A 22,786-nucleotide genomic window follows, 5' to 3' on the forward strand; every position below is an offset into this window, starting at 1 on the left:
CCCGACATCATGACCGATCTTTCCCACCACGCCGAAGCGGGCGTCTATCGCCAGCAGGGTTTCGGCACGCCGCTGCCGCCGCACGGCAACATCGGACTGCTGATCGTCGATTTCGTGGTCGGCTTCGCTGATCCCGCGACGTTCGGCGGCGGCAACATCGCGCCGGCGATCGCGCGCACGACGCAGGCGCTCGCACGTGCGCGAGAACGCGGCTGGCCCGTCGCGCACAGCCGCATCGTGTACGCGGACGACGGCAGCGACGACAATGTGTTTTCGCTGAAGGTGCCCGGCATGGCAACGCTGACCGAGCATCATCCGAACAGCGCGATCGTGCCCGAGCTCACGCCCGCTGCCGGCGAACTCGTCGTGCGCAAGACCGTGCCGTCCGCGTTCTTCGGCACGCAACTGGCGCCGTGGCTTGCGCAGCGCGCAGTGCAGACGCTGCTCGTCGCGGGTGCGGTGACGAGCGGCTGCGTGCGTGCAAGCGTGGTCGATGCGATGTCGCACGGATTCCGCCCGCTGGTGCTCGCCGATTGCGTCGGCGATCGCGCGATCGCGCCGCACGAAGCAAACCTGTTCGACATGCAGCAAAAATATGCGGCCGTGATGCCGCTCGACGATGCGATCGCGGCGATCGATGCCGTGCACGCGCGCTGAGCCGCCGCCTCGAGCCGTCATGCAGCGCGGGCGCCGGCCGCGCCGGTGCGCCCGCGCGCGATTGACGCTGCGGTTTTGGCGGCCTAGATTGAACGCGTGCCCGGCCGGCGGCGCACGCGCGCCGCACCCGCCACGACCGGCCGCCGACCGCGCCTTCCCCGACAGGACTCTTCATCCGTGAATCGCTCCGAACTGCTAGCGCGCGACGGCTGCCTGACCGTGATCCGCCCGCCCGCGCCGCCCGTGAAGCCGGCGCCCGGCCAGCCGGGCAGCCTGTCGTCGTATGTACCGGCGCTGCCCGAAGTGTTCGTCGCGATCCTCGACGACGGACGCATCCTCGCATTCAACGGGCACGTCGACCTCGGCACCGGCATCCGTACGTCGCTCGCCCAGATCGTCGCCGAGGAACTCGACGTGCCGGCCGCGCGCGTCACGATGGTGCTCGGCGACACGGCCGCGACGCCAAACCAGGGCCCGACCATCGCGAGCGCAACGATCCAGATTTCCGCCACACCGCTGCGTTGTGCGGCCGCACAGGCGCGGCACGCGCTGCTGGCGCTGGCCGCCGAGCGCTTCGGCGTCGACGCCGCGCAACTCGCCGCCGAAGGCGGGACGATCTCGGTTCCCACCGACAGCCGCACCGCGACATTCGCCGCGCTCGTTAGCGCGCGCCGCATCGCGTTGACGCTCGACCTGAATGCGCGGACGAAGGATCCCGCGCACTACTGGATCGTCGGCACGTCGTCGCCGCGCATCGACGTGCCCGCGAAGGCCACCGGCCAGCTCACGTTCGTGCACGACATGCGCGTGCCGGGCATGCTGCACGGCCGCGTCGTACGGCCGCCGTATGCGGGCCACGACAGCGGCGCGTTCGTCGGCACGTCGCTCGTCGACGTCGATCGCGCGTCGGTCGCCGACATTCCGGGGCTCGCGGCCGTCGTCGCGATCGGGGACTTTGTCGGCGTCGTTGCCGAACGCGAGGAACATGCGATTCGCGCGGCGCGTCAGTTGCGCGTCACGTGGCGACCGCACCCCGCGCTGCCGTCGCTCGATGCGCCGGCCGCCGCGATCGCCGCCGCGCCCGTGCAACGACGCGTCTTGCTCGACGAAGGCAGCGTCGATGCGGCACGCACGCAACCCAACACGATCACGCTGTCGCGCACCTACGCGTGGCCGTTCCAGATGCACGGCTCGATCGGCCCATCGTGCGCGCTCGCCGACTACCGCGAGCCGGGCGACGGCCGGATCACCGTGTGGTCCGGCACGCAGAACCCGGTGTCGCTGCGCTACGACCTCGCAACGCTCGTGGCCCGCGACGAAGCGGATTTCGACATCGTGCGGATGGAAGCGGCCGGCTGCTACGGCCGCAACGGCGCGGACGACGTATGCGGCGACGCGCTGCTGCTGTCGCGTGCGGTCGGCCGGCCGGTGCGCGTGCAACTGTCGCGTGCGGACGAACATCTGTGGGAACCGAAGGGCGCCGGCCAGTTGATGCAGGTGACGGGCACCGTGACGCGCGACGGCCGCCTGCTCGGCTACGACTTCACGACGCGCTATCCGTCGAACGATGCACCGCTGCTCGCGACGCTGCTGACCGGCGCGATCGCACCCGAGCCGCGCGTGTTCGAGATGGGCGACCGGACGGCCGTGTCGCCTTATGCAAGCCCGAATCGCCGTTTCGTCTGCGAGGATCTCGCGCCGCTGGTGCGCGCGTCGTGGCTGCGCGGCGTATCGGCACTGCCGAACTCGTTCGCGCACGACGCATTCGTCGACGAATGCGCGGCGCTGGCCGGCATCGATCCGCTCGCGTTCCGCATTCGCCATCTGCAGGACACGCGTGCGATCGAACTGCTGCGGGCCGTGGCCGATCGCGCGGGCTGGACGCCGCGCGCAGGTCGCGACAAAGAACGGGATGGCCGCGATGGCGCGCGGGTCGTGCGCGGCCGCGGTATCGCATATGCACGCTACGTGCACAGCCGCTTCCCCGGCTTTGGCGCGGCGTGGTCCGCGTGGATCGTCGACCTGAGCGTCGATCGCGTGTCGGGCGAGATCCGGATCGAGCGCGTGACGGTCGGCCAGGACACGGGCACGATGATCAATCCGGACGGCGTACGCCACCAGATCCACGGCAACGTGATCCAGGTATTGAGCCGCACGCTGAAGGAGCGCGTACGGTTCGCCGACGGCAAGGTCGCGTCGCGCGAATGGGCGAGTTATCCGATCCTGACGTTCGACGAAGTGCCGGACGTCGATGTCCTGCTGATGCCCAGACAAGGCGAGCCGCCGCTCGGCGCGGGCGAATCGGCATCGGTGCCGGGGCCAGCCGCGGTCGCGAATGCGCTGTTCGATGCGACCGGCGTGCGCGTCTACGCGCCGCCGTTCACGCCCGAAACGGTGCGAGCCGCGCTACGCGAGGCCGGCCGGCTTGCGAGTGACGAAGCGCCGGCTGCCGCAGGCGTCATATAACGCCGGGTTGCGTCGATGGCCGGACGGCGCCGCGCATCACGCATCGCCGTCGGCCTCCATCATCTTGCGCAGCAGATACTGCAGCGCGACGCGCTCGCCCGGATTGAGCGGACCGTACGTACGCTCCGTCACCTGCCGCGCGAACGGCACCGTGCGATCGATCAGCGCGAGCCCCGCCGCGGTCGCGCGCACGATCAGCTTGCGGCCGTCGCTCGGGTCGGGCAGCACTTCGATCAGCGCGCGCGCCTTCAATCGGTCGACCACGCCGCGGATCGTCGCCTGATCGATCGCGGTCGCCTTGACGATGTCGTTCAGCGAACACGCCTGCTTTTCCTTGACCGCGCACAGCGCGACGAACTGGGCGGCCGTCAGATCCGAATCGGGGATCGCTTCCTGAAAGATCGCTACGTGGCGCTGATATGCGCGGCGCAGCAAGTGGCCGACCTGGTCGTGAAAGTCGTAGGAATCCCTGGAAGACGCCATGAAAGTAAAGGCCCGCGCGGCACGAATAGGAAAGGTAAGGAGTGTACACCCTCAAATCGCCGCAATCGACGGTGCGCGCGCCGCTTCGTTGCGGTGCATCAGGGTTCGTCGCACCGCTCCCGCACCCTGCGCGAAGATCCCTCGGCGTTGTCGTTCATGCCCGGACAACGCACATCCGGCACCGCCCGGCGCATGCCGGATGGCAGGTTTCCGGGCTGTCGAATCGCTTGCGCGCACACGCTGCAATTTTGAGCGCGTACGCACTAATTCGGCGCATGCATCGATGCTTTGTCCAGCTGCCAGGATGCACATGAAGATTCGCTTTAATCCTGCAAAAATACGCAATATTCCTCATCGATAGGTCGATCACGATGCATTCATTTTCATGCCTGTGCGATTCCGTATTTTCTAGTGTGTACGCTACGTAATTGGCGTGCTATACAGACTCCAGCGCGCGGCGAGATGCTCGCTCGCGTCGATCGGCCACTCACTCATCCGTCACACTTGAACAGGGGCAATCCCATGTCTACCGCACACCCGAGCGCCGCCGTCTCCGCCGACGACGCGCAGCACGGCACGCTCTACCGCAAAGTCACGCTACGCCTGATCACCCTCTTCTGCCTGTGCTATTTCGCGGCCTATCTCGACCGCATCAACATCGGCCTCGCGAAGCTGCAGATGCTCGATGCGCTGAAGTTCAGCGATACCGTGTACGGGCTCGGCGCCGGCCTGTTCTTCGGCGGCTACATCCTGTTCGAAGTCCCGAGCAACCTGGTGCTTCAGCGCGTCGGCGCGAAGCTGTGGATCGCGCGGATCATGATCACGTGGGGCCTGCTGTCCGGCGCGACGATGTTCGTGCAGACGCCGATGCAGTTCTACATCGTGCGCTTCCTGCTCGGCGCGGCCGAAGCCGGCTTCCTGCCCGGCGTGCTGCTGTACCTGACGCAGTGGTATCCCGACGCGCGCCGCGCGCGGATCGTCGCGCTGTTCATGGTCGGCCTGCCGTTGTCGAGCATGATCGGCAGCCCGATCTCCGGCTGGATAATGCGGGCGTTCGACGGCACGCACGGGCTCGGCGGCTGGCAGTGGCTGTTCCTGCTCGAGGCGTTGCCGTCGATCCTGCTCGGCTTCGCGGTGCTGCGCTGGCTGCCCAACAGCATCGAGACCGCGCGCTGGCTGGACGACGACGAAAAGCGCGCACTGCGCGAAAACCTCGACGCCGATCCGGCCGGCAACAAGAGTCACGCACTCGGCCGCGCGTTCTCCGATCCGAAGGTCTGGGCGCTCGGCCTCATCGATCTGTGCGTGCTGCTGGGGCTGTATGCGGTGAGCTTCTGGCTGCCGACGATCCTGCGCGATACCGGCGTGAAGGACGCATATCACATCGGCTGGCTGATGGCGATCCCGAACGCCGCGGCCGTGCTCGCGACGCTGTATTGCGGCGCGAGCTCCGACCGCGCGCGCGAGCGCCGCTGGCATATCGTCGTGCCGTTCGTGGTGTCGGCCATCGCGCTCGCGCTTGCGGCCGCGTCGTCGCACGGCACGCTCACGACCGTGCTGCTGTTCTCGCTGATCAATGCGGGCGCCGCGGCAGCGATGCCGGTCGTCTGGGCCCTGCCGTCCACGTTCCTGAAGGGCTCGGCCGCAGCCGGCGGGATCGCGTTCGCATGCTCGATCGCGAACCTCGGCGGATTCGGCAGCACCTATTTCATCGGCTGGCTGCGCGACACCTTCCATTCGCAAAGCGCCGGGCTGTACGGCTTCGCTGCCTGCATGCTGGTCGGTTGCGCACTCGCGCTCGCGTATCCGGCGAAGCTCGTGAATCGCTGATGCCCCGACGCGCGCGGCGACGCCACGTCGTCGCGCGCGGTTCTGCGGTTCTGCGGTTCTCCGCAGGTGCGTGCCGTATCGATGCGCATGCAACGACTTACGAACGCGCACCGCCGCCTCCATCCTCTCTCGGCCGCCGCGCAGGTTTGCGCAATGCACACCGAACGGCGTTTGAAACGCCGTTGCCGCGAAGATCGCGCGCGAACGCGCCACCACGCCGCTTTTTTACAAGCGCGTTACCCGATACGCACGATCACGCGCGGCATTTGACAGCCCGCCGCGCCGCACACGCCATCACACGGCCACCCGCGCGCTTCGCGCCATGCAGGCACATCGCTTGCGACATCCTCGCGCCCGTCATCCGGCGGACAACATTGATCCTTCAACCGGCGCTGCGCACCGCGCGATCCTTCGCGCGGCGACCCGCATCGCAAGCAGGTTCCCCTGAACGAGAGGACGACATGAAATCCATACGAACGATCGCGGCGCTGTGCTCGGTCATTTCCGTGCTCACGGCATGCGGCGGCGACGGCAACGACGTCGGCACCGAGCTCGGGATCTCGAAGCCGCAGGCACGCTTCATCAACGCGGTGCCGGCCGGCCCGAACCTCGACTACTACCTGAATGCGAAGGTCGACGCATCCGGCGTCGCGTACAAGGGCGTCACGCGCTATCACGACGTCGATTCAGGCACGCAGAACGCCAGCTACGACGTATCGGGAACGACGACGACGATCGCATCTCAATCGTTCAGCGCGGCGAACGGCCACCACTACACCACGATCGCGCTGCCGAGCACCTCGTCGCCGATCTCGGTGATCGACGATCCGTACGACAAGGGCCTGCTGTCCGACAAGGCGCGCGTGCGCACCTTCAACGCATCGCCGAACGCACAGAACGTCGACGTGTACGTCGTGCCGCCGGGCACCGACATCACGACGCAAAGCCCGACGCTGTCCGGCGCCGCCTATCAGAACGCCTCGCCCGCATCGGGCCAGGACTCCGTCTACCTGAACGGCGGCAACTACCAGGTGATCGTCACGACCGCCGGCAGCAAATCGCCGATCCTGACGACCGCACCGGTGGCGATCAACAACAATGCCGACTGGTTGCTGGTGACGATTCCGGCCGGCGGCATCGGCGACGTCACGCCGAACGACGTCCACGTGCTGGTTGCGCAAGGCAACGATGCCGACACCTCCGCGCAGGAACTCGGCCCGCAATAAGCGGCACCGCGCGCCCGGCGCCACGCCGCCCGGCGGGGCGTCGGGCCATCCGTCCGTCAGTCGCCGCGCTCGAGGCGGATCACATGCTCGGCACGCGTCCCGCCGCCGTGCGCGATATCGACGTCGCCGACATGACTCACGCGCCAGCCGGGCCGCGTCGCGATCCGCGGCAGATTGCCGGACGGACGGCTCTCGATACCGCCGAGCCCTTCGTCCGGCGTGCGGACCGCATCGTCAAGCGACGCGTTCGAATAGATCACGTTGTCGTGCCATTCGGTCGCGCCGGTGCCCGCTTCCATGCCGTTGCCGTCGACGTCGACCGTGTTGTCCGTCATCGCCATGTTCGCGTTGTCGAGCGTCACGATCCGGCCAGCGGCACGGCGCACCGGATCGCCGCTGTCGACCGCATGCGCACCGACGTCGATCAGCGGCAGTCCGGTCGGCGCTTTCGCCGCGATCGTCTCGGGCGTCTGCGGCCGCTTCGCGACTTCGGCGGCCTGGGTCGCGGCATCCGGCATGTCGCCGGCCGCCGGCGTCTTCACGGGGCTCCGTTCGATCGGTTCCTGCTGCTGTTTCGGGGTTGGGTTCAATTCCGCGTTCCGCATCGCACCTCCAGTTCCGGACGGCGTGCGCCGGCGGGATGCACGGCGCCGGTCCGGGAATCGCTACAACGATCCTTGCAAATCTTTCACGCGCGGCGCGTCACCCGACGCGCCCGCACAACATCATGACGCCCGGCAGGCGGCGGCCGCGCACATGGCGCACGCCGCCTGCGCTCGCCGGTCAGCCGCCGCTCGCGCCGGCCGGTGCGGAAGCCGCACCCGGCGAGCTCGCGCCGCTGTCGCCGCCGGTCGTCCCGGTGTCGGCGCCGGCCGCACCGCTGGCCGGCGTGCCAGACGGCGCGGTGGACGGCGCAGCCGACATGCCGCCTGTGGCGCTCGTATCGGAGCTCGCACCGGTGCCGGTGTCGTTGTCGCCCTTCTTCTGACAGCCCGCCCCCGCCGCCAGGCCGGCGATCACGATGCCGGCGAAGACGGCTCGCGATACGTGACGAAAGGAATATCGCTGCATGACACCTCCGCTGATGTCGATGTGGATGGAGCCCGTTGAGCCGCAATTCGCATGCCGCCGGATCTGCTCGACGATGATCGAACCCCATTCATTTTCCAACTGACGCTTAGCAAAATATTTAATTTCCCATCGTTGCAGCCGCCGCCCATACTCGCCGACAAATCCGAGACATAACGTCCACGGTGGCCGGGCCCGCGCTGCGTGCACACGCTGCCGGTTCGCGCCCCGCACATGGAAGGAGACAAGGCGTGCAACTGGAAGCCATTCACCGCGCGGGCATCGTGCTCGGCGCGGACGACGCATCGCATCGAACCGATACGGCCATGCGCGACCCCGCGCTGAGCCCGCGGCTGCACAACCCCGACCTCGCGCCGACCCAGGCCGAAGGCCGCACCTGGGGCCGCTACAGCATCTTTGCGCTGTGGACCAACGACGTGCACAACATCGCGAACTATTCGTTCGCCATCGGCCTGTTCGCGCTCGGCCTGTCGGGCTGGCAGATGCTCGCCGCGCTCGGGATCGGCGCGGTGCTCGTCTACAGCTTCATGAATCTCACCGGTTACATGGGCCAGAAGACCGGCGTGCCGTTCCCGGTGATCAGCCGGATGAGCTTCGGCATCTACGGCGCGATGCTGCCCGCGATGATCCGCGCGGTGATCGCGATCGCATGGTTCGGAATCCAGACCTATCTCGCGTCGGTCGTGCTGCGCGTGCTGCTCACCGCGATCTGGCCGGGCCTCGCCGCCTTCGACCGGAACGCGATCTTCGGGCTGTCGTCGCTCGGCTGGATCACGTTCGTCGCGATCTGGCTCGTGCAGATCGGCATCCTCACGTACGGAATGGAAATGGTCCGCAAGTACGAAGGGCTCGCCGGCCCTGTGATCCTCGTCACGACGCTGTCGCTCGCCGCATGGATGTACGGCCGCACGGGCGGCCATCTCGCGCTGTCGATCGGCAAGCCGATGACCGGCCTGAAGATGTGGACCGAGGTGTTCGCGGGCGGCTCGCTATGGCTCGCGATCTACGGCACGCTGGTGCTCAACTTCTGCGATTTCGCGCGCTCGTCGCCGAGCGCGAAGACGGTGCGGGTCGGCAACTTCTGGGGCCTGCCGGTCAACATCCTCGTGTTCGCAACGATCAGCTTCGTGCTCGCGGGCGCGCAGTTCAAGCTGAACGGCCACATCATCCACAGCCCGACGGAAATCATCGCGACGGTGCCGAACAAGCTGTTCCTCGTGCTCGGCTGCCTCGCCTTCCTGATCGTGACGGTCGCAGTGAACATCATGGCGAACTTCGTCGCGCCGGCCTTCGTGCTGACGAGCCTCGCGCCGCACCGCCTGTCGTTCCGCCGCGCAGGCCTGATCAGCGCGACGATCGCGGTGCTGATCCTGCCGTGGAACCTGTACAACAGCCCGATCGTGATCGTCTACTTCCTGTCCGGCCTGGGCGCGCTGCTCGGCCCGCTGTACGGGATCATCACGGTCGACTACTGGCTCGTGCGCAAGCAGCGCGTGAACGTGCCGGATCTCTACACCGAAGCGCCGACCGGCGCGTATTTCTACAAGGGCGGCGTGAACCGCAAGGCGCTCGCGGCGCTCGTGCCATCCGCGCTGATCTCCATCACGCTCGCCGTCGTGCCGGCCTTCAGCGCGATGACGCCGTTCTCGTGGCTGCTCGGCGCAGCCATCGCGGGCAGCGTGTACTGGCTGACGGCCGACCGCAAACGGCAATACGAGGCGCGCTCGGGCGAACACATCGCGGTCGCCTGCGCCCGACACTGATGCACGCACACGGAGTTCACCAATGAGAATCCTGGTAGTCAACGTCAACACCACCGAGTCGATCACCGACGCCATCGCCGCACAAGCGCAGGCCGCGGCCTCCCCCGGCACGGAGATCGTCGGGCTGACGCCGCGCTTCGGCGCGGAGTCGGTCGAAGGCAACTTCGAGAGCTACCTCGCGGCGATCGCCGTGATGGAGCGCGTGTTGAGCTACGACGAACCGTATGACGCGGTGATCCAGGCCGGCTACGGCGAGCACGGCCGCGAAGGCTTGCAGGAACTGCTGACGGTGCCCGTCGTCGATATCACCGAAGCAGCCGCGAGCGTCGCGATGCTGCTTGGCCACCGCTACTCCGTCGTCACGACGCTCGACCGCACAGTGCCGCTGATCGAGGATCGCCTGAAGCTCGCCGGGCTCGATGCGCGCTGCGCGTCGGTGCGCGCGAGCGGTCTCGCGGTGCTCGAACTCGAGGAGAATCCGGCGCGTGCGATCGAGTCGATCGTCAGCGAGGCGCAGCGCGCGGTGAAGGACGATCACGCCGAAGTGATCTGCCTCGGCTGCGGCGGAATGGCCGGCCTCGACCGGCAGATCGAGGAATGCACTGGCGTGCCCGTGGTCGACGGCGTGTCGGCCGCGGTTGCGCTCGCCGAATCGCTGGTGCGCCTGAAGCTGAAGACGTCGAAGGTCCGCACGTACGCGCCGCCGCGTCCGAAGCGGATCGTCGGCTGGCCCGGCACCTTCGTCAAATGACGAGCCGCGCGGACGCGTAGCGACATGCGGGACGCATCGGCACCGACCGGCCCTCCCTCCGGCACATGCAACGCCGCGGGCGCGCTCGACGTGCTGGACGCGCGGCTGATGCGCATCCTGCTCGTGCTGCTCACCGAGCGCACCGTGTCGCGCGCCGCCGTGCGGTTGAACATGTCGCAGCCCGCGACAAGCGCGGCGCTCAAGCGCCTGCGCACGCTGCTCGGCGATCCGCTGCTGGTGCGCAGCCGCTACGGAATGGTGCCGACCGAGTTCGGCGCGCGTTTGATCGAGCCGCTGCGCAACGCGCTGCGTGTGATCGACTTCATCCGCATCCAGCAGCCGACGTTCGATGCGCGCACGTCGGTGCGCACCTACCGGATCGGCTGCCCCGACTACCTGAACGTGCTGTTCGTGCCGAAGCTCGTCGCGCTGTTCCGCGAGCGCGCGCCGAACGCGCAGCTCGTGTTCCACCCGCTCGGCGACGGCTTCGACGACGAACGCGCGCTCGCCGACGGCGAACTCGACGTCGTGATCGACAATCGCGCGGCGCGTCTGTCGCGATTCCGCCAGGACGACCTGTTCGACGATCGCGTCGTATGCCTGATGCGCGCGACGCATCCGCTCGCACGGCGCGGTGCGATGACGGCGGACGAGTTCGCGCAGGCCGCGCAGCTGTGTCCGACGCCATCGTGGCTCGAAGCATCCGGCGCGATCGACCGGCAGCTCGAACGCGTCGGCCTGCTGCGGCGGATCGTCGTCACGCTGCCGCATTTCGAACTTGCCGCGCACGCACTCGTGCGCTCCGACCTGATCCTGACCACCACGTACCGGCTCGCGCGTCACTACGCAAAGCTGCTGCCGCTCGGCGCGGTCGCGCTGCCGGCCGAGCCGCCGGACATCGTCTATCGGATGACGTGGAACGAATCGGGATCGTGCGTCGAGGGCGTGCGCTGGTTGCGCGGGCTAATCGCCGAAGCGACGCACAGCTGGCTCGAAGCCGAAGCCGCGCAACCTGCCGTTGCGGCGGTTGCCGCGCATGCGGATGATGCGGGCACGAGCGCGTCAGCCGCGCCCGCCTCCGGCTCTGCCGCGACCTCCGCGCGGCGCACGCGCCGCCAGCAGGCGACGCATTGCGGCGCGGCACAGCGGCCGCGCGTCGCGCGGGCGGCACGCATTCACCGGATCGCGACGAAGTCGCACTGAGCGCGAGAAGCACGCGTCGCACCGGCCGCACGGCCTCACGCGTGTCGCGCGATCGCGAGCAGCACCGATAGCGAGAGGATCGATCCGAGCGTCGACAGCAGGATCGTGCGCGACGTCACATGCGCTTCGCGTCCGTAGAATTCGGCCAGCATGTACGGCCCGGTGCCGGTCGGCAGCGCCGCCAGCACGACGGCGATCTGCGCGAGCACGGGCGGCATCGCGAACACGCGCACGCCGAGCCACCACGCCAGCGCCGGCTGCACGAACAGCTTGACCGCCGTCAGCGCGATGCTGCCGCGCGGAGCGGCGCCGGTCGCGTCGCGCTTTTCCGCGAGAAACAGCCCAAGACTGACGAGCGCGCACGGGCTCGCGGCCGCGCCGAGCAGCTTGAGGAAGGTCTCGACCGGCGCATCGAGCGGCACCTGCGCCGCCGACACGCAGACGCCGGCCAGCGGCGCGACGATCAGCGGATTGCGCAGCAGCGCACCCACCACCTTCCACATCAGCTTGAGCGGCGCACGGTCGCGCTGCAGCCCGATCTCGATCAGCACGATCGCGCCGGCGAACAGCACGCAGGCGACGAGGATGGTCGCGATCGTGGTTGGCGTGAGGCTCTCGGTGCCGAACGCGAGCAGGCACAGCGGAAAGCCGAGATAGCCGGTGTTCGGATACGACGCGGCGATCGCATCGATGCTCGCATCGGCCAGCCCGCGCCCCGCGAAGAGCCGCCACACGAGCACGCCGACGAAGACGAGCGCGCAGGTCAGCGCGAACGTCGCGACGAATGCCGGCTGATAGAGCTGGTGCCACGACGCGTGCGCCATGATCCGGAACAGCAGCGCCGGTAGCGCGAGCCACACGACGAAACGGTTGAGCTCGGCAGCCGCTGCCGGCCCGAGTACGCCCCGCCGGCGGCACAGGAACCCTGCCGCGATCAGCCCGAACACGGGCAACAGAATCTCAATCGTCGATGACATCTTGAACACGCTGCGTGAAACCGGAACGCGCAAGCTTAACGGCTGCGCGTCGTCGCGTGCAATGGTCAACGCAGCCATTGCCGCACTGATCACGCGTCGCGAATCGGTTGTGTAAGCAACTTGTATGAAACGACGGCGGCGGCGAGCGCGAGCACGCCGCTCACCGTCAGCGCGGCGGCGAACCCGCTCGCGAACGCCGCGGGCGCCGCCTGCGCAAGCGTGCGCGCCGCCGAGGGCGGCACGCGCGCCAGCGCCTGCGCGAGGTCACCGGCCAGCAGGCTCGACATGAACGACGCATCGGCGAACGCGCGCAACCCCGGTGCGACGGACAGCAGCCGGTCGAGCTGCACGTGGGTACTCGCGGCCAGTACCGCGCCGAGCAGGCCCACGGCCGTCACGATCGCGGAGAAGCGGGTCGTCGTGCTGATGCCCGACGCCATGCCGGTGCGATTCGGCGGCACGCAGGCCATGATCGCCTTCTGCGTGTCGCCATTCATGATGCCGGCGCCGCACCCCGTCACGAACATGCCGAGCGCGACGAGACGGTAGTCGCCACTGACCGTCAGCGCCGCGGTCGCGAGATTGCCCGCGCCGATCAGCGCAAGCCCCCCGGCCAGCACACCGCCGGACGACACGCACGCCGCCAGCATCGCGCCGAGCGACGGCCCGGCGATCATCGCGGCCGCGAACGGCAGCATCCCGAGCCCCGCGTCGATCGCCGACATCCCGAACGCGTTTTGCAGGTACAGCGGCAGGAACGTCATCATCACCTGAGCGCATGCCGCATAGCCGAACATCGCGAGCACCGCGCCGACGAAGCGTGGCTGGCGGAACAGCGCGAGATCGATCATCGGCCGCGCCTGCCAGCGCTCCGCGCCGATGAACGCGGCCAGCAGCGCGGCGGCGAGCGCGAGCCGGCCGAGCGTCGCGGCCGCCAGCCAGCCATGCGACGGCGCGCCGATCAGCGCCGCGATCGCGCATGCAAGTGCCGCGCCGAACAGCAGGCTGCCCGCCGCATCCACGCGTTTCGCGTGCGGATCGCGCGACTCGTCGATCGCCACCCGCGCGCCGACGGCCAGCAACGCACACACCGGCAGGTTCAGCAGGAACACCCAGCGCCAGCCGATCCACTGCGTGATCGCGCCGCCGACGAGCGGCGCGACGGCCGTCGCGATCCCCATGCACATCCCCCAGATCGCCCACGCGCGGGCCCGTTCGCGCCCGCCCGGAAAACGGTTCGCGATCACCGCGAGCGCGGCCGTCAGCAACAGCGCGGCGCCTGCGCCCTTCACCGCGCGCGCGGCGATCAGCCAGCCGGCCGACCGCGCGATGCCGCAGCCGAGCGACGCGAGCGCGAACAGCACGAGCCCCGCGCCGAGCATCCGCTTGCGCCCGAACCGGTCCGCGAGCCCGCCTGCCGGCAGCAGGCACGCGGCGAACGCGGTCATGTACGCGCTCACGACCCATTCGATGTCGGCGAAGCTCGCATGGAAACTGCGCGCGATGCTCGGCAGCGATACCGCGACGACGTTCGTGTCGAGCACGATCAGCGAGCACGTCGCCGACGCGACCGCGAGCGTCGCGGCCGCCGGCAGGCGGGTGCCCACGCGTGCGGCGGCGGACGCGCCCGTGTGCGGCGCAGGGGACAAATCGGACATCGGCGGCTCCGAACCAGGATGGAAGACCCGTATGCTAGGCTTGATCGGTATTACCGGTCATTGACATACTGATGCCATTTAATTGACGAAAATTACAATCATGAATCCACTCGAACTCCGCCACGTCCGCGCGTTCCTCGGCGTCGCGCGACATCTGCATTTCGCGCGCGCGGCCGAGGCGCTTGACATGGCGCCGCCCGCGCTCACGCGGCAGATCCAGGAAGCCGAACGGCTGCTCGGCGTGCGGCTGTTCCATCGGTCGCGCCGCGAGGTGACGCTGAGCGCGGCCGGCGAAGCGTTTCTCGCCGAGGCGAGCGCCGCCTTCGAGCACCTGGAGCGCGGCCGCGAACTCGCCGCGCTGGCCGAGCGCGGCGAACTCGGCCGGATCGAGATCGGTTACGTGTCGTCGGCCGTCTATTCGGGCACGCTGCAGCGCACGGTCGGCGCATTCCGCACCGCGCACCCGCGCATCGAACTGAACCTGCGTGAAGTGCCGATGGACGACGTCGCGAAGCAGCTGGACGCCGGCCGCCTCGATCTCGCATACGTACGCCCGCCGTTGCCGCTGCCCGGCGGGCTGCGAATCGTCACGCTGCAGCGCGACGTGTTCGTCGCGGCCGTGCCGGCCGATTCACGTTACGCGTCGATGACGACCGTGCGCGCCGCCGATCTCGCCGACGCGCGCTTCGCGGTGCCGGAACAGGAACGCGGCACGCTCGAAGTCGCGCGCCGCGGCCGCTTCGCGCCGTTGATCGCCGCGCGGCCGGGCGGCTTGCTCGCGGTGCTCGCGTGCGTCTCGGTAAACGGCTGGGTCGCCGTGATCCCCGATGTGCTCGCCGGCTGCGTATCGTTGCCGGGCGTCGTGTACCGGCCGATCGCGGGCAAGCCGATCATGTCCGAACTCGCGCTCGCGCACCGGCGCTTCGAGAAGGCGCCCGCGGTGCGGGCGTTCCTGCGTGCGATGCCTGCGGCCGTGTGAGTGTGCCGCGCCGCCGCGCCCCGCCATTTCCATACGCGAATAAGCATTTCGCGATTCGATGTTTGCCCGCGCAAAACCGATTCCGTAATCTGCCCGGCAGCCGCGCGGCCCGCGCGCGGATCTCCGAGGACCTGCCGCCGATGACTTCGTCCCCCGCCCTGGCCCGCCGCCGCGCACTGCTGCGCGTGGCCGCACTGGCCGCCGCGCCGCTTGCGGGCGCCACCGCACTGTCCACCTCCGCTCACGCGGCCGGCTCCGACCTGTCGAACGTCACGCTGGTGCTCGGCGACCAGGCCGGCGGCCTGCGCGCGCTGGCCGAAGCCGCGCGCGTGCTCGACGGCGCGCCATACCGGTTTCGCTGGGCGAATTTCCAGGGTGCCGCGCCACTGTTCGAAGCGCAGCGCGCGGGCGCGATCGATCTCGCACCGGCCGGCGACCTGCCCGTGCTGACGGCCGCGCTCGGCGATCCGGCGCTGCGGATCGTCGCGACGCGCGTCGGTTCGCCGGCGTCGCTCGGCATCGTCGTCCAACCGGATTCGCCGGTCCGCACGGTCGCCGACCTGAAGGGGCGCACCGTCGTCGTGTCGTCGGCGCGCGGCAGCATCTCGCAATACCAGCTCTACGGCGCACTGCGCGAACACGGCCTCGCGCCGGGTGACGTCGACGTGCGCTTCGTGCTGCCGGTCGATGCGTTCGCCGCGTTCGAGGCGAAGCAGATCGGCATCTGGGCGACCTTCGACCCGTATTACGGAAACGTGGTGCGGCGCGGCGCGCGCATCGTGCGCGACGGCAGCGGAATCAATTCGGGGCTCGCGTTCCTCACGTCGCCGGTCGACACGCTCGACGATCGGGCGAAGCGCGCGGCGCTGTCGGACGTGCTCGCGCGGCTCGCCCGCGCCGGCCAGTGGGCGCTCGCCCATCCGGCCGATTACGCAAGCGTCTATGCGTCGCTCACGCGCCTGCCGCGCGATGCGGCGTCCGACATCGCACGCCGCGCGGCGCTCGCGCAACGCGCGCTCACCGGCGCGGACATCGACGTGCTGCAGCGCGTCGCCGATCGCGCGGCGGCCGATGCGATCCTGCCGAAACGCGTCGACGTCGCGTCGATCGCAGTACGTAACCTGTCGGCCGCGTAACGGGCCGGCAGCCCGAAGACTACCGCGCTTATCGCGGCTTCGACATGTCGAGATCCGGCACGTCGTCGCCGAACGTCGATGCGACCAGCGTGCGCATCGCGGCGACCAGCAGCGTCGGCCCCGACTGATTGAACGTGCAGCGCTCGCCGGCCGCCGGCACCGCGCGATGCAGCACCGCGCGCCACGCGCCGCGGCCGCCGTCGCGTTCGAACTCAGCGAACGGCAGCCGCTCGACGAGCGGGCCGCCATCCGCCCACGCCGACGACGGCGCATACGGCATCGGCACACCGCCCGGCTCGCGAACGACCGTGCATCCCGTGGCATCGACGCGCGGCGCACCGAGCTCCTCCGCCATCGCCACCCAGAAATCGAGCGGCGGGCCGGTCAGGTCGTGGACTTGCATGGCTGTCTCCGTGGCCGTCGCGTGAGCGGCAGGCGCGCTGTTCGTTGCCCGAGCAGCCGCACCGGCTGCATTCGATCGCGGCGGGTTTCGTCACCCGCCGCCACGCGATAAGCATAGTTCAAATCGTTGCTTGTCCGCCGCCGGACGCGTCATCGAGAATGATTCGACGCACCGGGCCCCGGCCCGCGTTTCCCAACGTTCTCCTGACCGATCGATTCATGCTTCCACTGCGCCTGCTGCGATCGCTGCTGATCGCGTCCCTCGTTGCGTTGCCCGCCGCCGCCGCGCACGCCGACAAGCCCACTACCATCCGCATCGGCGTCGCCCAGCAGGGCGCCGGCGATCCGCCGACCTTCGGTGGGTCGAGCGGGGCCACCGTACAGCTCCAGCAGCTTGTCGAAAAGGAATTCGCGGCCGACGGCATCAAGGTGCAGTGGCTGTTCTTCAAGGGCGCTGGCCCGGCCGTCAACGAGGCGATCGCCGACAAGGCGCTCGACTTCGCCTACCAGGGCGACCTGCCGGCCGTGCTCGCGCGCGCGAACGGGATCAAGACGCACCTGCTGCTCGCCGCGAGCGTGCGCTCGGGCATCAAGATCGCCGTGCCGCCCGGTTCCGACATCCGTTCGATCACGGACCTGAAAGGCCGTCGCGTGTCGATCTTCCGCGGCACCAACCTGCAGCTCGTCGCCGACAACGCGCTCGCGAAGAACGGCCTGAGCGAGCGCGACCTGCGCGTGATCAATCTCGACTCCGCGAGTGCGCTCGCCGCACTCGCATCGAAGGGCATCGACGCATCGGTGGGCGACTATCAGCTGTACAAGCTGCGCGACGCGGGGCTCGCGAAGATCATCTACGAATCGCAAAACGACGGCCCGCAGTTCACGCGCCAGACCCACCTGCTCGTGCTCGACGATTTCGAGCGCGCGCATCCCGACATCGTGCAGCGCGTCGTCAACGCGTTCGTGAAGGGCGCGCAATGGTCGTCCGACGAGGCGAACCGCGATGCGCTGTTCAAGCTGTGGGCGAAGAGCGGCGTGCCGTATGTATCGTGGCAGGCCGACTATGCGAACCAGCGCCTGAAAGACCGGCTGTCGCCGCTGATCGATCCGTTCGTGATCGCACGCTACAAGGCCGTCGCGCAGGATGCGCTGAAGCTGAAGCTGATCCGCCAGCCGGTCGACATCGACGGCTGGTTCGAGCCGAAGTATCTCGACAATGCGTTGCGCGCGCAGAAGCTCGAACACTACTGGCCGCGTTACGACGCGACCGGCAAACCCCTCTCCTGACCGGACCCGCCCCGATGAGCGACACCGCGATCTCGATTTCGCCGTCCGGCCCGCATGCGCTCGCCGCACGGCCGTCCCGCACCGCGGCCGCGAAACGCGTCGCGTGGCTGCTCGCGCCGTGGGCGCTGCCCGCGCTGCTGTTCGCGCTGTGGGCCGTCGGCAGCGCGCGCGGCTGGATCGCACCGCAGATCCTGCCGCCGCCCGAACAGGTGGCCGACTCGCTCTCCGAACTCGCGGCAAGCGGCGATCTCGCACGGCACACGCTGATCAGCCTGCAGCGCGTGCTGGTCGGCTTCGCGGTCGGCACGCTGCTCGGCTTCGCCACCGGCGCGGCGCTCGGCCTGTCGCGCACGCTCGAAGCGTACGTGCTGCCGAGCTTCAACGCGCTCGTGCAGATTCCCGTGCTCGGCTGGCTGCCGTTCCTGCTGCTTCTCGTCGGCGTCGGCGAACCGTTGAAGTACCTGCTGATCGCGCATGCGGCGCTGGTCCCCGTCACGTTGAGCACGCTGCAGGGCTTCCGCCAGACGCCGCCCGCACTCGACGAAGTTGCACGCATCTTCGGCTACACGCGACGCCAGCGCATTCTCCATATCGTGCTGCCCGCCGCGATCCCGACGCTCGCGACCGGCTTGCGGCTCGCGTTCACGAAATCGTGGCTCGCGCTCGTCGTCGTCGAGCTCGTCGCATCGTCGGAAGGGCTCGGCTACCTGATCGTGTACGGACGCCAGCTGTTCCAGCTCGATCTCGTGATGGCCGCGGTGATCGTGGTCGGCGCGGTCGGCTTCGTGATCAACCGGCTGCTCGACGCGCTCGAAGCCCGGCTGCGCCGCGGCGTGCCGTCCGCGTTCCGCGGCTGAACCCGATTCAAGGAGCCTTTTCCGTGCCGCCTTCCGCCACGTCCACGCCGAACGCCGCGCCGGCCGCCGCGCCCGCGCTCACCCGCCGCCTGTCCGCGCCCGACTGGCGCGGCTTCGTCCTGCCGCTCGCCGCGCTCGCGATCTGGTGGGCGATCTCTGCCGCGCATCTCGTCAAAAGCGGACTGCTGGTCGGCCCGGCCGACGTGCTGCACACCGCGTGGACCCAGACGACCAGCGGCGCGCTCGCGCGTGCGCTGTCGGCATCGCTCGCGCGCGAAGCGTGCGGCTTCGCGATCGGCGCGACGGGCGGCCTGCTGCTCGGCGCCGCGCTCGGGCTGTCGCGCATCGCGGCGCGCATCGTCGGGCCGAGCTTCGACACGTTCAAGCAGATCTCGCTGTTCGCGTGGATTCCGCTGATTTCCGTGTGGTTCGGCCTCGGCGACGTCGCCAAGGTCGTGTTCCTGTCGCTCGCCGCGCTGCTGCCGGTTGCCGCGCATACGTGCGACGGCATTCACGCGGTGCCGCGTACCTATGTCGACGTCGCACGCGCGCTGCGCTACTCGCGGCTTCAGCTCGTGCGCTACGTGATCCTGCCCGCCGCGCTGCCGTCGATCTTCACCGGGCTGTATCTCGGTCTCATCTATTCGTGGCTAGCGACCCTCGGCGCCGAATACCTGCTCGTCGCGGGCAGCGGGATCGGCAACACGCTGATCGACGGCAGCGAGCAGTTCCGGATGGACCTCGTGCTGTTCGGGATCATCGTCGTCGGCGTGACCGGCTGGGCGCTGAACGCGGTCGCACGCGCGATCGAGCGCAAGACACTCGCCCGCCGCGGCGACCTGCAACGGTAACCGCCCTCTTCCTTCCTGCCGCTTCCCTTTCCGCCATGACGACACTCGCTTCCGATTCGCTCGATATCCTCCATGTCAGCAAGCGCTATGCGCAACGCGGCGCGACACTCGCCGTACTCGACGACGTGTCGCTGCACGTGCGCGCCGGCGAGTTCGTGACGATCGTCGGCGCGAGCGGCTGCGGCAAGTCGACGCTGCTACGGCTGATCGCGGGGCTCGATACCGACTATGCGGGCGAAATCCGCGCCGGCGACGCGCTCGTGCGCGATACGTCGCTGCAGCGCGGGATCGTGTTCCAGGATCACCGGCTGTTTCCGTGGCTGACCGTCGCGCAGAACGTCGAGGCCGCGTTGCGCAACGCACCGCTCGATGCCGCGCAAAAGCGGCGCGCGGTGGCCGAGCACATTGCGCTCGTCGGGCTGAACGGCTTCGAGCATGCGTACCCCAACCAGTTGTCGGGCGGGATGGCGCAGCGTGTCGCGATCGCGCGCGGCCTCGTGAACCGTCCGCGCGTGCTGCTGCTCGACGAGCCGTTCGGCGCGCTCGACGCGCAGACGCGTGCGCGAATGCAGAACGAACTGCTGCGCATCTGGGAGCAGGAGCGCATCACGATGGTGCTCGTCACGCACGACGTCGACGAGGCCGTGTATCTGGGTGACCGCATCGTCACGATGGCGCCGCGCCCGGGGCGCATCGAGCGCATCGTCGACGTCGTGTTGCCGCGGCCGCGCCGGCGCGATTCCACGGAATTCGCGCGGCTGCGCGACACGGTGCTCGCCGATTTCGACGATCGCGGGCCGCCAGGCGATGGCGGAACCCCGATCGCTGCGGCCGATGTGCACCGGATCGGCGAATGGCGGCTCGCGTGGTAGCACGCGCGGCACGGCCTGCGTAGCGCGGCAGCGCGGTCTGTCGCGCGCGATTCGCTCAGCATGACGACACATATCGATCATCGCGACGCACGCTAAGGTTGTGACGATTCATCGGTTCCGGTTCCGCGCGGTCCCTGCTTGAATGGAGACTCAACCGACCCGACCAGGAGACTCCCGATGTCCGAAGTCCAGCACGCCGCTCACCCGTCATCGCATGCTTCGCACGCCGCCGCGCCACGCACGGCGGCCGATCCGCTTCAGCTTCGCCAGGTCGCCGGCCGGATCGGCGCCGAAATCGCCGGCGTCCGGCTGTCGGGCACGCTCGACGACGCGACGTTCGACGCGATCCACGCCGCACTGCTGCGCCACAAGGTACTGTTCTTCCGCAACCAGGGCCATCTCGACGACGCCGAGCAGGAGGCGTTCGCACGCCGCTTCGGCGACACCGTCGCGCACCCGACCGTGCCGTCCGTCGACGGCAGCGCGCATCTGCTCGAACTCGATTCCGCGCACGGCGCGCGCGCCAACTCGTGGCACACCGACGTGACGTTCGTCGATGCCTACCCGAAGGTGTCGATCCTGCGCGCGGTCGTGATCCCGCCGTTCGGCGGCGACACCGTGTGGGCCAACACCGCGGCCGCCTACACGCACCTGCCGGAATCGCTGCGCGCCCTCACCGACACGCTATGGGCATTGCACACGAACGCATACGACTACGCGTCGACGCATGTGCATGCCGACGACACGCAACTGAAGCGCTACCGCGAAGTGTTCACGTCGACCGTCTACGAGACCGAGCATCCCGTCGTGCGCGTGCATCCGGAGACCGGCGAGCGCACGCTCGTGCTCGGGCACTTCGTGCAGAAGATCAAGGGACTGTCGTCACAGGATTCCGCGCATCTGCTGCAGGTGCTGCATGAACACGTGACGCGACTCGAGAACACCGTGCGCTGGAACTGGCAGCAAGGCGACGTGGCGATCTGGGACAACCGCGCAACGCAGCACTACGCGATCAACGACTACGGCGATGCGCGCCGCGTCGTGCGTCGCGCGACCGTTCACGGCGACGTGCCGGTCGGCATCGACGGTCGCCGCAGCGTCGTGCTGAAGGGACCGGGCGCCACGCTGCAGTAAGGTTCGCGCATGGCGGCGGCACCGGCTGCCGCCATGCGCGGTACCGCTTCTGCATCGCCGTATCACCGTATCCCTGCATTCCCGACCGGAGGATCCGACCATGACCTTCCCGCCGCCGGGCCGACGCGTGCATGCGCAACGATGTCGCCGGCCGTCCACCCCGTCCACTTCCGCCAGGAGCGTTGCATGAGCGCCCTACTCGAACCCGCCGCCCAGCCCGTCGACGTGATTCCGCTGTCCGCCCACATCGGCGCGGAGATACGCGGTGTCGACCTCACCCAACCGTTGACCACGCCGCAGATCGCCGCGATTCGCGCGGCGCTGCTGACGTGGCGCGTGATCTTCTTTCGCGAGCAATTCCTCACGCACGAGCAGCACGTCGCGTTCTCCGCGCAGTTCGGCGAGCCGACGGTCGGCCACCCGGTATTCGGGCACGTCGACGGTCATCCGGCCATCTATTCGATCGCGAAGCACCGCAAGGCGACGCGCTTCGAAGGCGAACCGGTGCGCCGGCCGTGGACGGGCTGGCACACCGACGTGACGGCCGCCGTCAATCCGCCGTGGGCATCGATCCTGCGCGGCGTGACGATTCCGCCGTACGGCGGCGACACGCAGTGGACCAACCTCATGCGCGCCTATGAAACGCTGTCCGCGCCGCTGCGCGGCTTCGTCGACAGCCTGCGCGGCATTCATCGCTTCACGCCGCCGGCCGGCGCCCGCGCGACCGGTGCGTTCGACGCAGCCGTCGAGCGCCACCCGCTCGTGACCGAGCATCCTTTGGTACGCGTGCATCCGGAGACCGGCGAACGCGCGCTGTACGCGAGCCCGAGTTTCCTGAAGTCGATCGTCGGGCTCACGCCGCGCGAAAGCCAGGCATTGCTCGAACTGCTGTGGGAACACGTGACGCGCCCGGAATTCACGATCCGCTTCAAGTGGGAGCCGCGCAGCATCGCGTTCTGGGACAATCGCTCGACCGCACATCTCGCGCCCGTCGACATCTTCGATCTCGACTTCGACCGTCAGCTCTATCGCACGACGCTCGTCGGCGACGTGCCGATTGGTCCCGACGGCCGCCCGTCCGTCGCACTCGAAGGTTCGCCCGTCGAGGCGGCCGCGGCGGTCGCACTGAACTGACCGTCGTCGCGGCGACAACCGGCGCGCACGC

The 22,786-nt window shown here is 69.0% G+C and carries 21 protein-coding genes; 16 read left to right on the forward strand and 5 right to left on the reverse strand.

All coding sequences use genetic code 11. The features are described from left to right. Nucleotides 1-9: 9 nt before the first annotated feature. Both J7024_RS25610 and J7024_RS25615 read left to right on the forward strand, forming a co-directional pair. Nucleotides 10-657, forward strand: coding sequence for an isochorismatase family protein (locus tag J7024_RS25610; protein ID WP_124826311.1), 648 nt, complete (start codon nucleotides 10-12; stop codon nucleotides 655-657). A 177-nt stretch (nucleotides 658-834) separates the two neighbouring features. After that, entirely contained in the window at nucleotides 835-3,123 is a 2,289-nt protein-coding gene (locus J7024_RS25615) for a xanthine dehydrogenase family protein molybdopterin-binding subunit (protein ID WP_234745577.1), read from the forward strand. Nucleotides 3,124-3,159: 36 nt separating this feature from the next. Here the strand turns inward: J7024_RS25615 and J7024_RS25620 are convergent, their stop codons facing one another. Next, nucleotides 3,160-3,606 (reverse strand): MarR family winged helix-turn-helix transcriptional regulator, encoded by a 447-nt coding sequence (locus J7024_RS25620; protein ID WP_124826313.1) that lies wholly within the window; start codon nucleotides 3,604-3,606, stop codon nucleotides 3,160-3,162. A 522-nt stretch (nucleotides 3,607-4,128) separates the two neighbouring features. Between J7024_RS25620 and J7024_RS25625 the strand changes: the two genes are divergently transcribed. Continuing rightward, the gene (locus tag J7024_RS25625) at nucleotides 4,129-5,436 is read left to right on the forward strand and encodes an MFS transporter (protein ID WP_124826314.1); all 1,308 of its coding nucleotides are present in this window, start codon (nucleotides 4,129-4,131) and stop codon (nucleotides 5,434-5,436) included. Nucleotides 5,437-5,897: 461 nt separating this feature from the next. Further along, nucleotides 5,898-6,662, forward strand: a complete 765-nt coding sequence (locus tag J7024_RS25630) for a DUF4397 domain-containing protein (RefSeq protein WP_175751618.1) — start codon at nucleotides 5,898-5,900, stop codon at nucleotides 6,660-6,662. A gap of 56 nt (nucleotides 6,663-6,718) precedes the next feature. Here J7024_RS25630 and J7024_RS25635 read toward each other — a convergent pair whose 3' ends face one another. Further along, nucleotides 6,719-7,267, reverse strand: a complete 549-nt coding sequence (locus J7024_RS25635; RefSeq protein WP_234745578.1) for a DUF3005 domain-containing protein — start codon at nucleotides 7,265-7,267, stop codon at nucleotides 6,719-6,721. 122 nt (nucleotides 7,268-7,389) lie between these two features. Here J7024_RS25635 and J7024_RS25640 point away from each other — a divergent pair, with 122 nt between their 5' ends. The 4 genes from J7024_RS25640 (at nucleotide 7,390) to J7024_RS25655 (ending at nucleotide 11,468) form a co-directional block, all read left to right on the forward strand. After that, nucleotides 7,390-7,650 carry a hypothetical protein gene (locus tag J7024_RS25640; RefSeq protein ID WP_233410089.1) on the forward strand — a complete coding sequence of 87 codons (261 nt, stop codon included), beginning with the start codon at nucleotides 7,390-7,392 and terminating at the stop codon, nucleotides 7,648-7,650. 331 nt (nucleotides 7,651-7,981) lie between these two features. After that, nucleotides 7,982-9,514, forward strand: a complete 1,533-nt coding sequence (locus tag J7024_RS25645; protein WP_124826316.1) for an NCS1 family nucleobase:cation symporter-1 — start codon at nucleotides 7,982-7,984, stop codon at nucleotides 9,512-9,514. Nucleotides 9,515-9,536: 22 nt separating this feature from the next. Further along, nucleotides 9,537-10,265: an aspartate/glutamate racemase family protein gene (locus J7024_RS25650; protein WP_124826317.1), complete on the forward strand. Its 729-nt coding sequence runs from the start codon at nucleotides 9,537-9,539 to the stop codon at nucleotides 10,263-10,265. Between the two features lie 24 nt (nucleotides 10,266-10,289). Further along, nucleotides 10,290-11,468: a LysR family transcriptional regulator gene (locus J7024_RS25655; RefSeq protein ID WP_124826318.1), complete on the forward strand. Its 1,179-nt coding sequence runs from the start codon at nucleotides 10,290-10,292 to the stop codon at nucleotides 11,466-11,468. A gap of 35 nt (nucleotides 11,469-11,503) precedes the next feature. Here the strand turns inward: J7024_RS25655 and J7024_RS25660 are convergent, their stop codons facing one another. Together J7024_RS25660 and J7024_RS25665 are read right to left on the reverse strand one after the other, a co-directional pair. After that, complete coding sequence (locus J7024_RS25660) at nucleotides 11,504-12,445, reverse strand: AEC family transporter (RefSeq protein WP_124826319.1); 942 nt, start codon at nucleotides 12,443-12,445, stop codon at nucleotides 11,504-11,506. Nucleotides 12,446-12,534: 89 nt separating this feature from the next. Continuing rightward, nucleotides 12,535-14,103, reverse strand: coding sequence for an MFS transporter (locus tag J7024_RS25665; RefSeq protein WP_234745579.1), 1,569 nt, complete (start codon nucleotides 14,101-14,103; stop codon nucleotides 12,535-12,537). 100 nt (nucleotides 14,104-14,203) lie between these two features. Here J7024_RS25665 and J7024_RS25670 point away from each other — a divergent pair, with 100 nt between their 5' ends. Next, nucleotides 14,204-15,082 carry a LysR family transcriptional regulator gene (locus tag J7024_RS25670; protein ID WP_124826321.1) on the forward strand — a complete coding sequence of 293 codons (879 nt, stop codon included), beginning with the start codon at nucleotides 14,204-14,206 and terminating at the stop codon, nucleotides 15,080-15,082. A 140-nt stretch (nucleotides 15,083-15,222) separates the two neighbouring features. Continuing rightward, entirely contained in the window at nucleotides 15,223-16,218 is a 996-nt protein-coding gene (locus tag J7024_RS25675) for an ABC transporter substrate-binding protein (protein ID WP_124826322.1), read from the forward strand. 28 nt (nucleotides 16,219-16,246) lie between these two features. Here J7024_RS25675 and J7024_RS25680 read toward each other — a convergent pair whose 3' ends face one another. Continuing rightward, nucleotides 16,247-16,621, reverse strand: coding sequence for a phage protein NinX family protein (locus J7024_RS25680; RefSeq protein WP_175796611.1), 375 nt, complete (start codon nucleotides 16,619-16,621; stop codon nucleotides 16,247-16,249). Between the two features lie 218 nt (nucleotides 16,622-16,839). Between J7024_RS25680 and J7024_RS25685 the strand changes: the two genes are divergently transcribed. The 6 genes from J7024_RS25685 to J7024_RS25710 all read left to right on the forward strand — a co-directional run bounded on the left by J7024_RS25685 (nucleotide 16,840) and on the right by J7024_RS25710 (nucleotide 22,755). Next, entirely contained in the window at nucleotides 16,840-17,907 is a 1,068-nt protein-coding gene (locus J7024_RS25685; RefSeq protein ID WP_124826324.1) for an ABC transporter substrate-binding protein, read from the forward strand. 14 nt (nucleotides 17,908-17,921) lie between these two features. After that, nucleotides 17,922-18,764 carry an ABC transporter permease gene (locus J7024_RS25690; RefSeq protein ID WP_124826325.1) on the forward strand — a complete coding sequence of 281 codons (843 nt, stop codon included), beginning with the start codon at nucleotides 17,922-17,924 and terminating at the stop codon, nucleotides 18,762-18,764. A 23-nt stretch (nucleotides 18,765-18,787) separates the two neighbouring features. Next, complete coding sequence (locus J7024_RS25695; protein WP_124826326.1) at nucleotides 18,788-19,615, forward strand: ABC transporter permease; 828 nt, start codon at nucleotides 18,788-18,790, stop codon at nucleotides 19,613-19,615. Nucleotides 19,616-19,650: 35 nt separating this feature from the next. Continuing rightward, nucleotides 19,651-20,487, forward strand: a complete 837-nt coding sequence (locus J7024_RS25700) for an ABC transporter ATP-binding protein (protein WP_234745580.1) — start codon at nucleotides 19,651-19,653, stop codon at nucleotides 20,485-20,487. Between the two features lie 177 nt (nucleotides 20,488-20,664). Then, complete coding sequence (locus tag J7024_RS25705) at nucleotides 20,665-21,621, forward strand: TauD/TfdA dioxygenase family protein (protein WP_234745581.1); 957 nt, start codon at nucleotides 20,665-20,667, stop codon at nucleotides 21,619-21,621. Nucleotides 21,622-21,807: 186 nt separating this feature from the next. Then, entirely contained in the window at nucleotides 21,808-22,755 is a 948-nt protein-coding gene (locus tag J7024_RS25710; RefSeq protein ID WP_234745582.1) for a TauD/TfdA dioxygenase family protein, read from the forward strand. The last annotated feature ends 31 nt before the right edge of the window (nucleotides 22,756-22,786 follow it).

Origin of the sequence: Burkholderia sp. WTPI3, from assembly GCF_021483755.1 — a bacterium.
GTDB lineage: Bacteria > Pseudomonadota > Gammaproteobacteria > Burkholderiales > Burkholderiaceae > Burkholderia.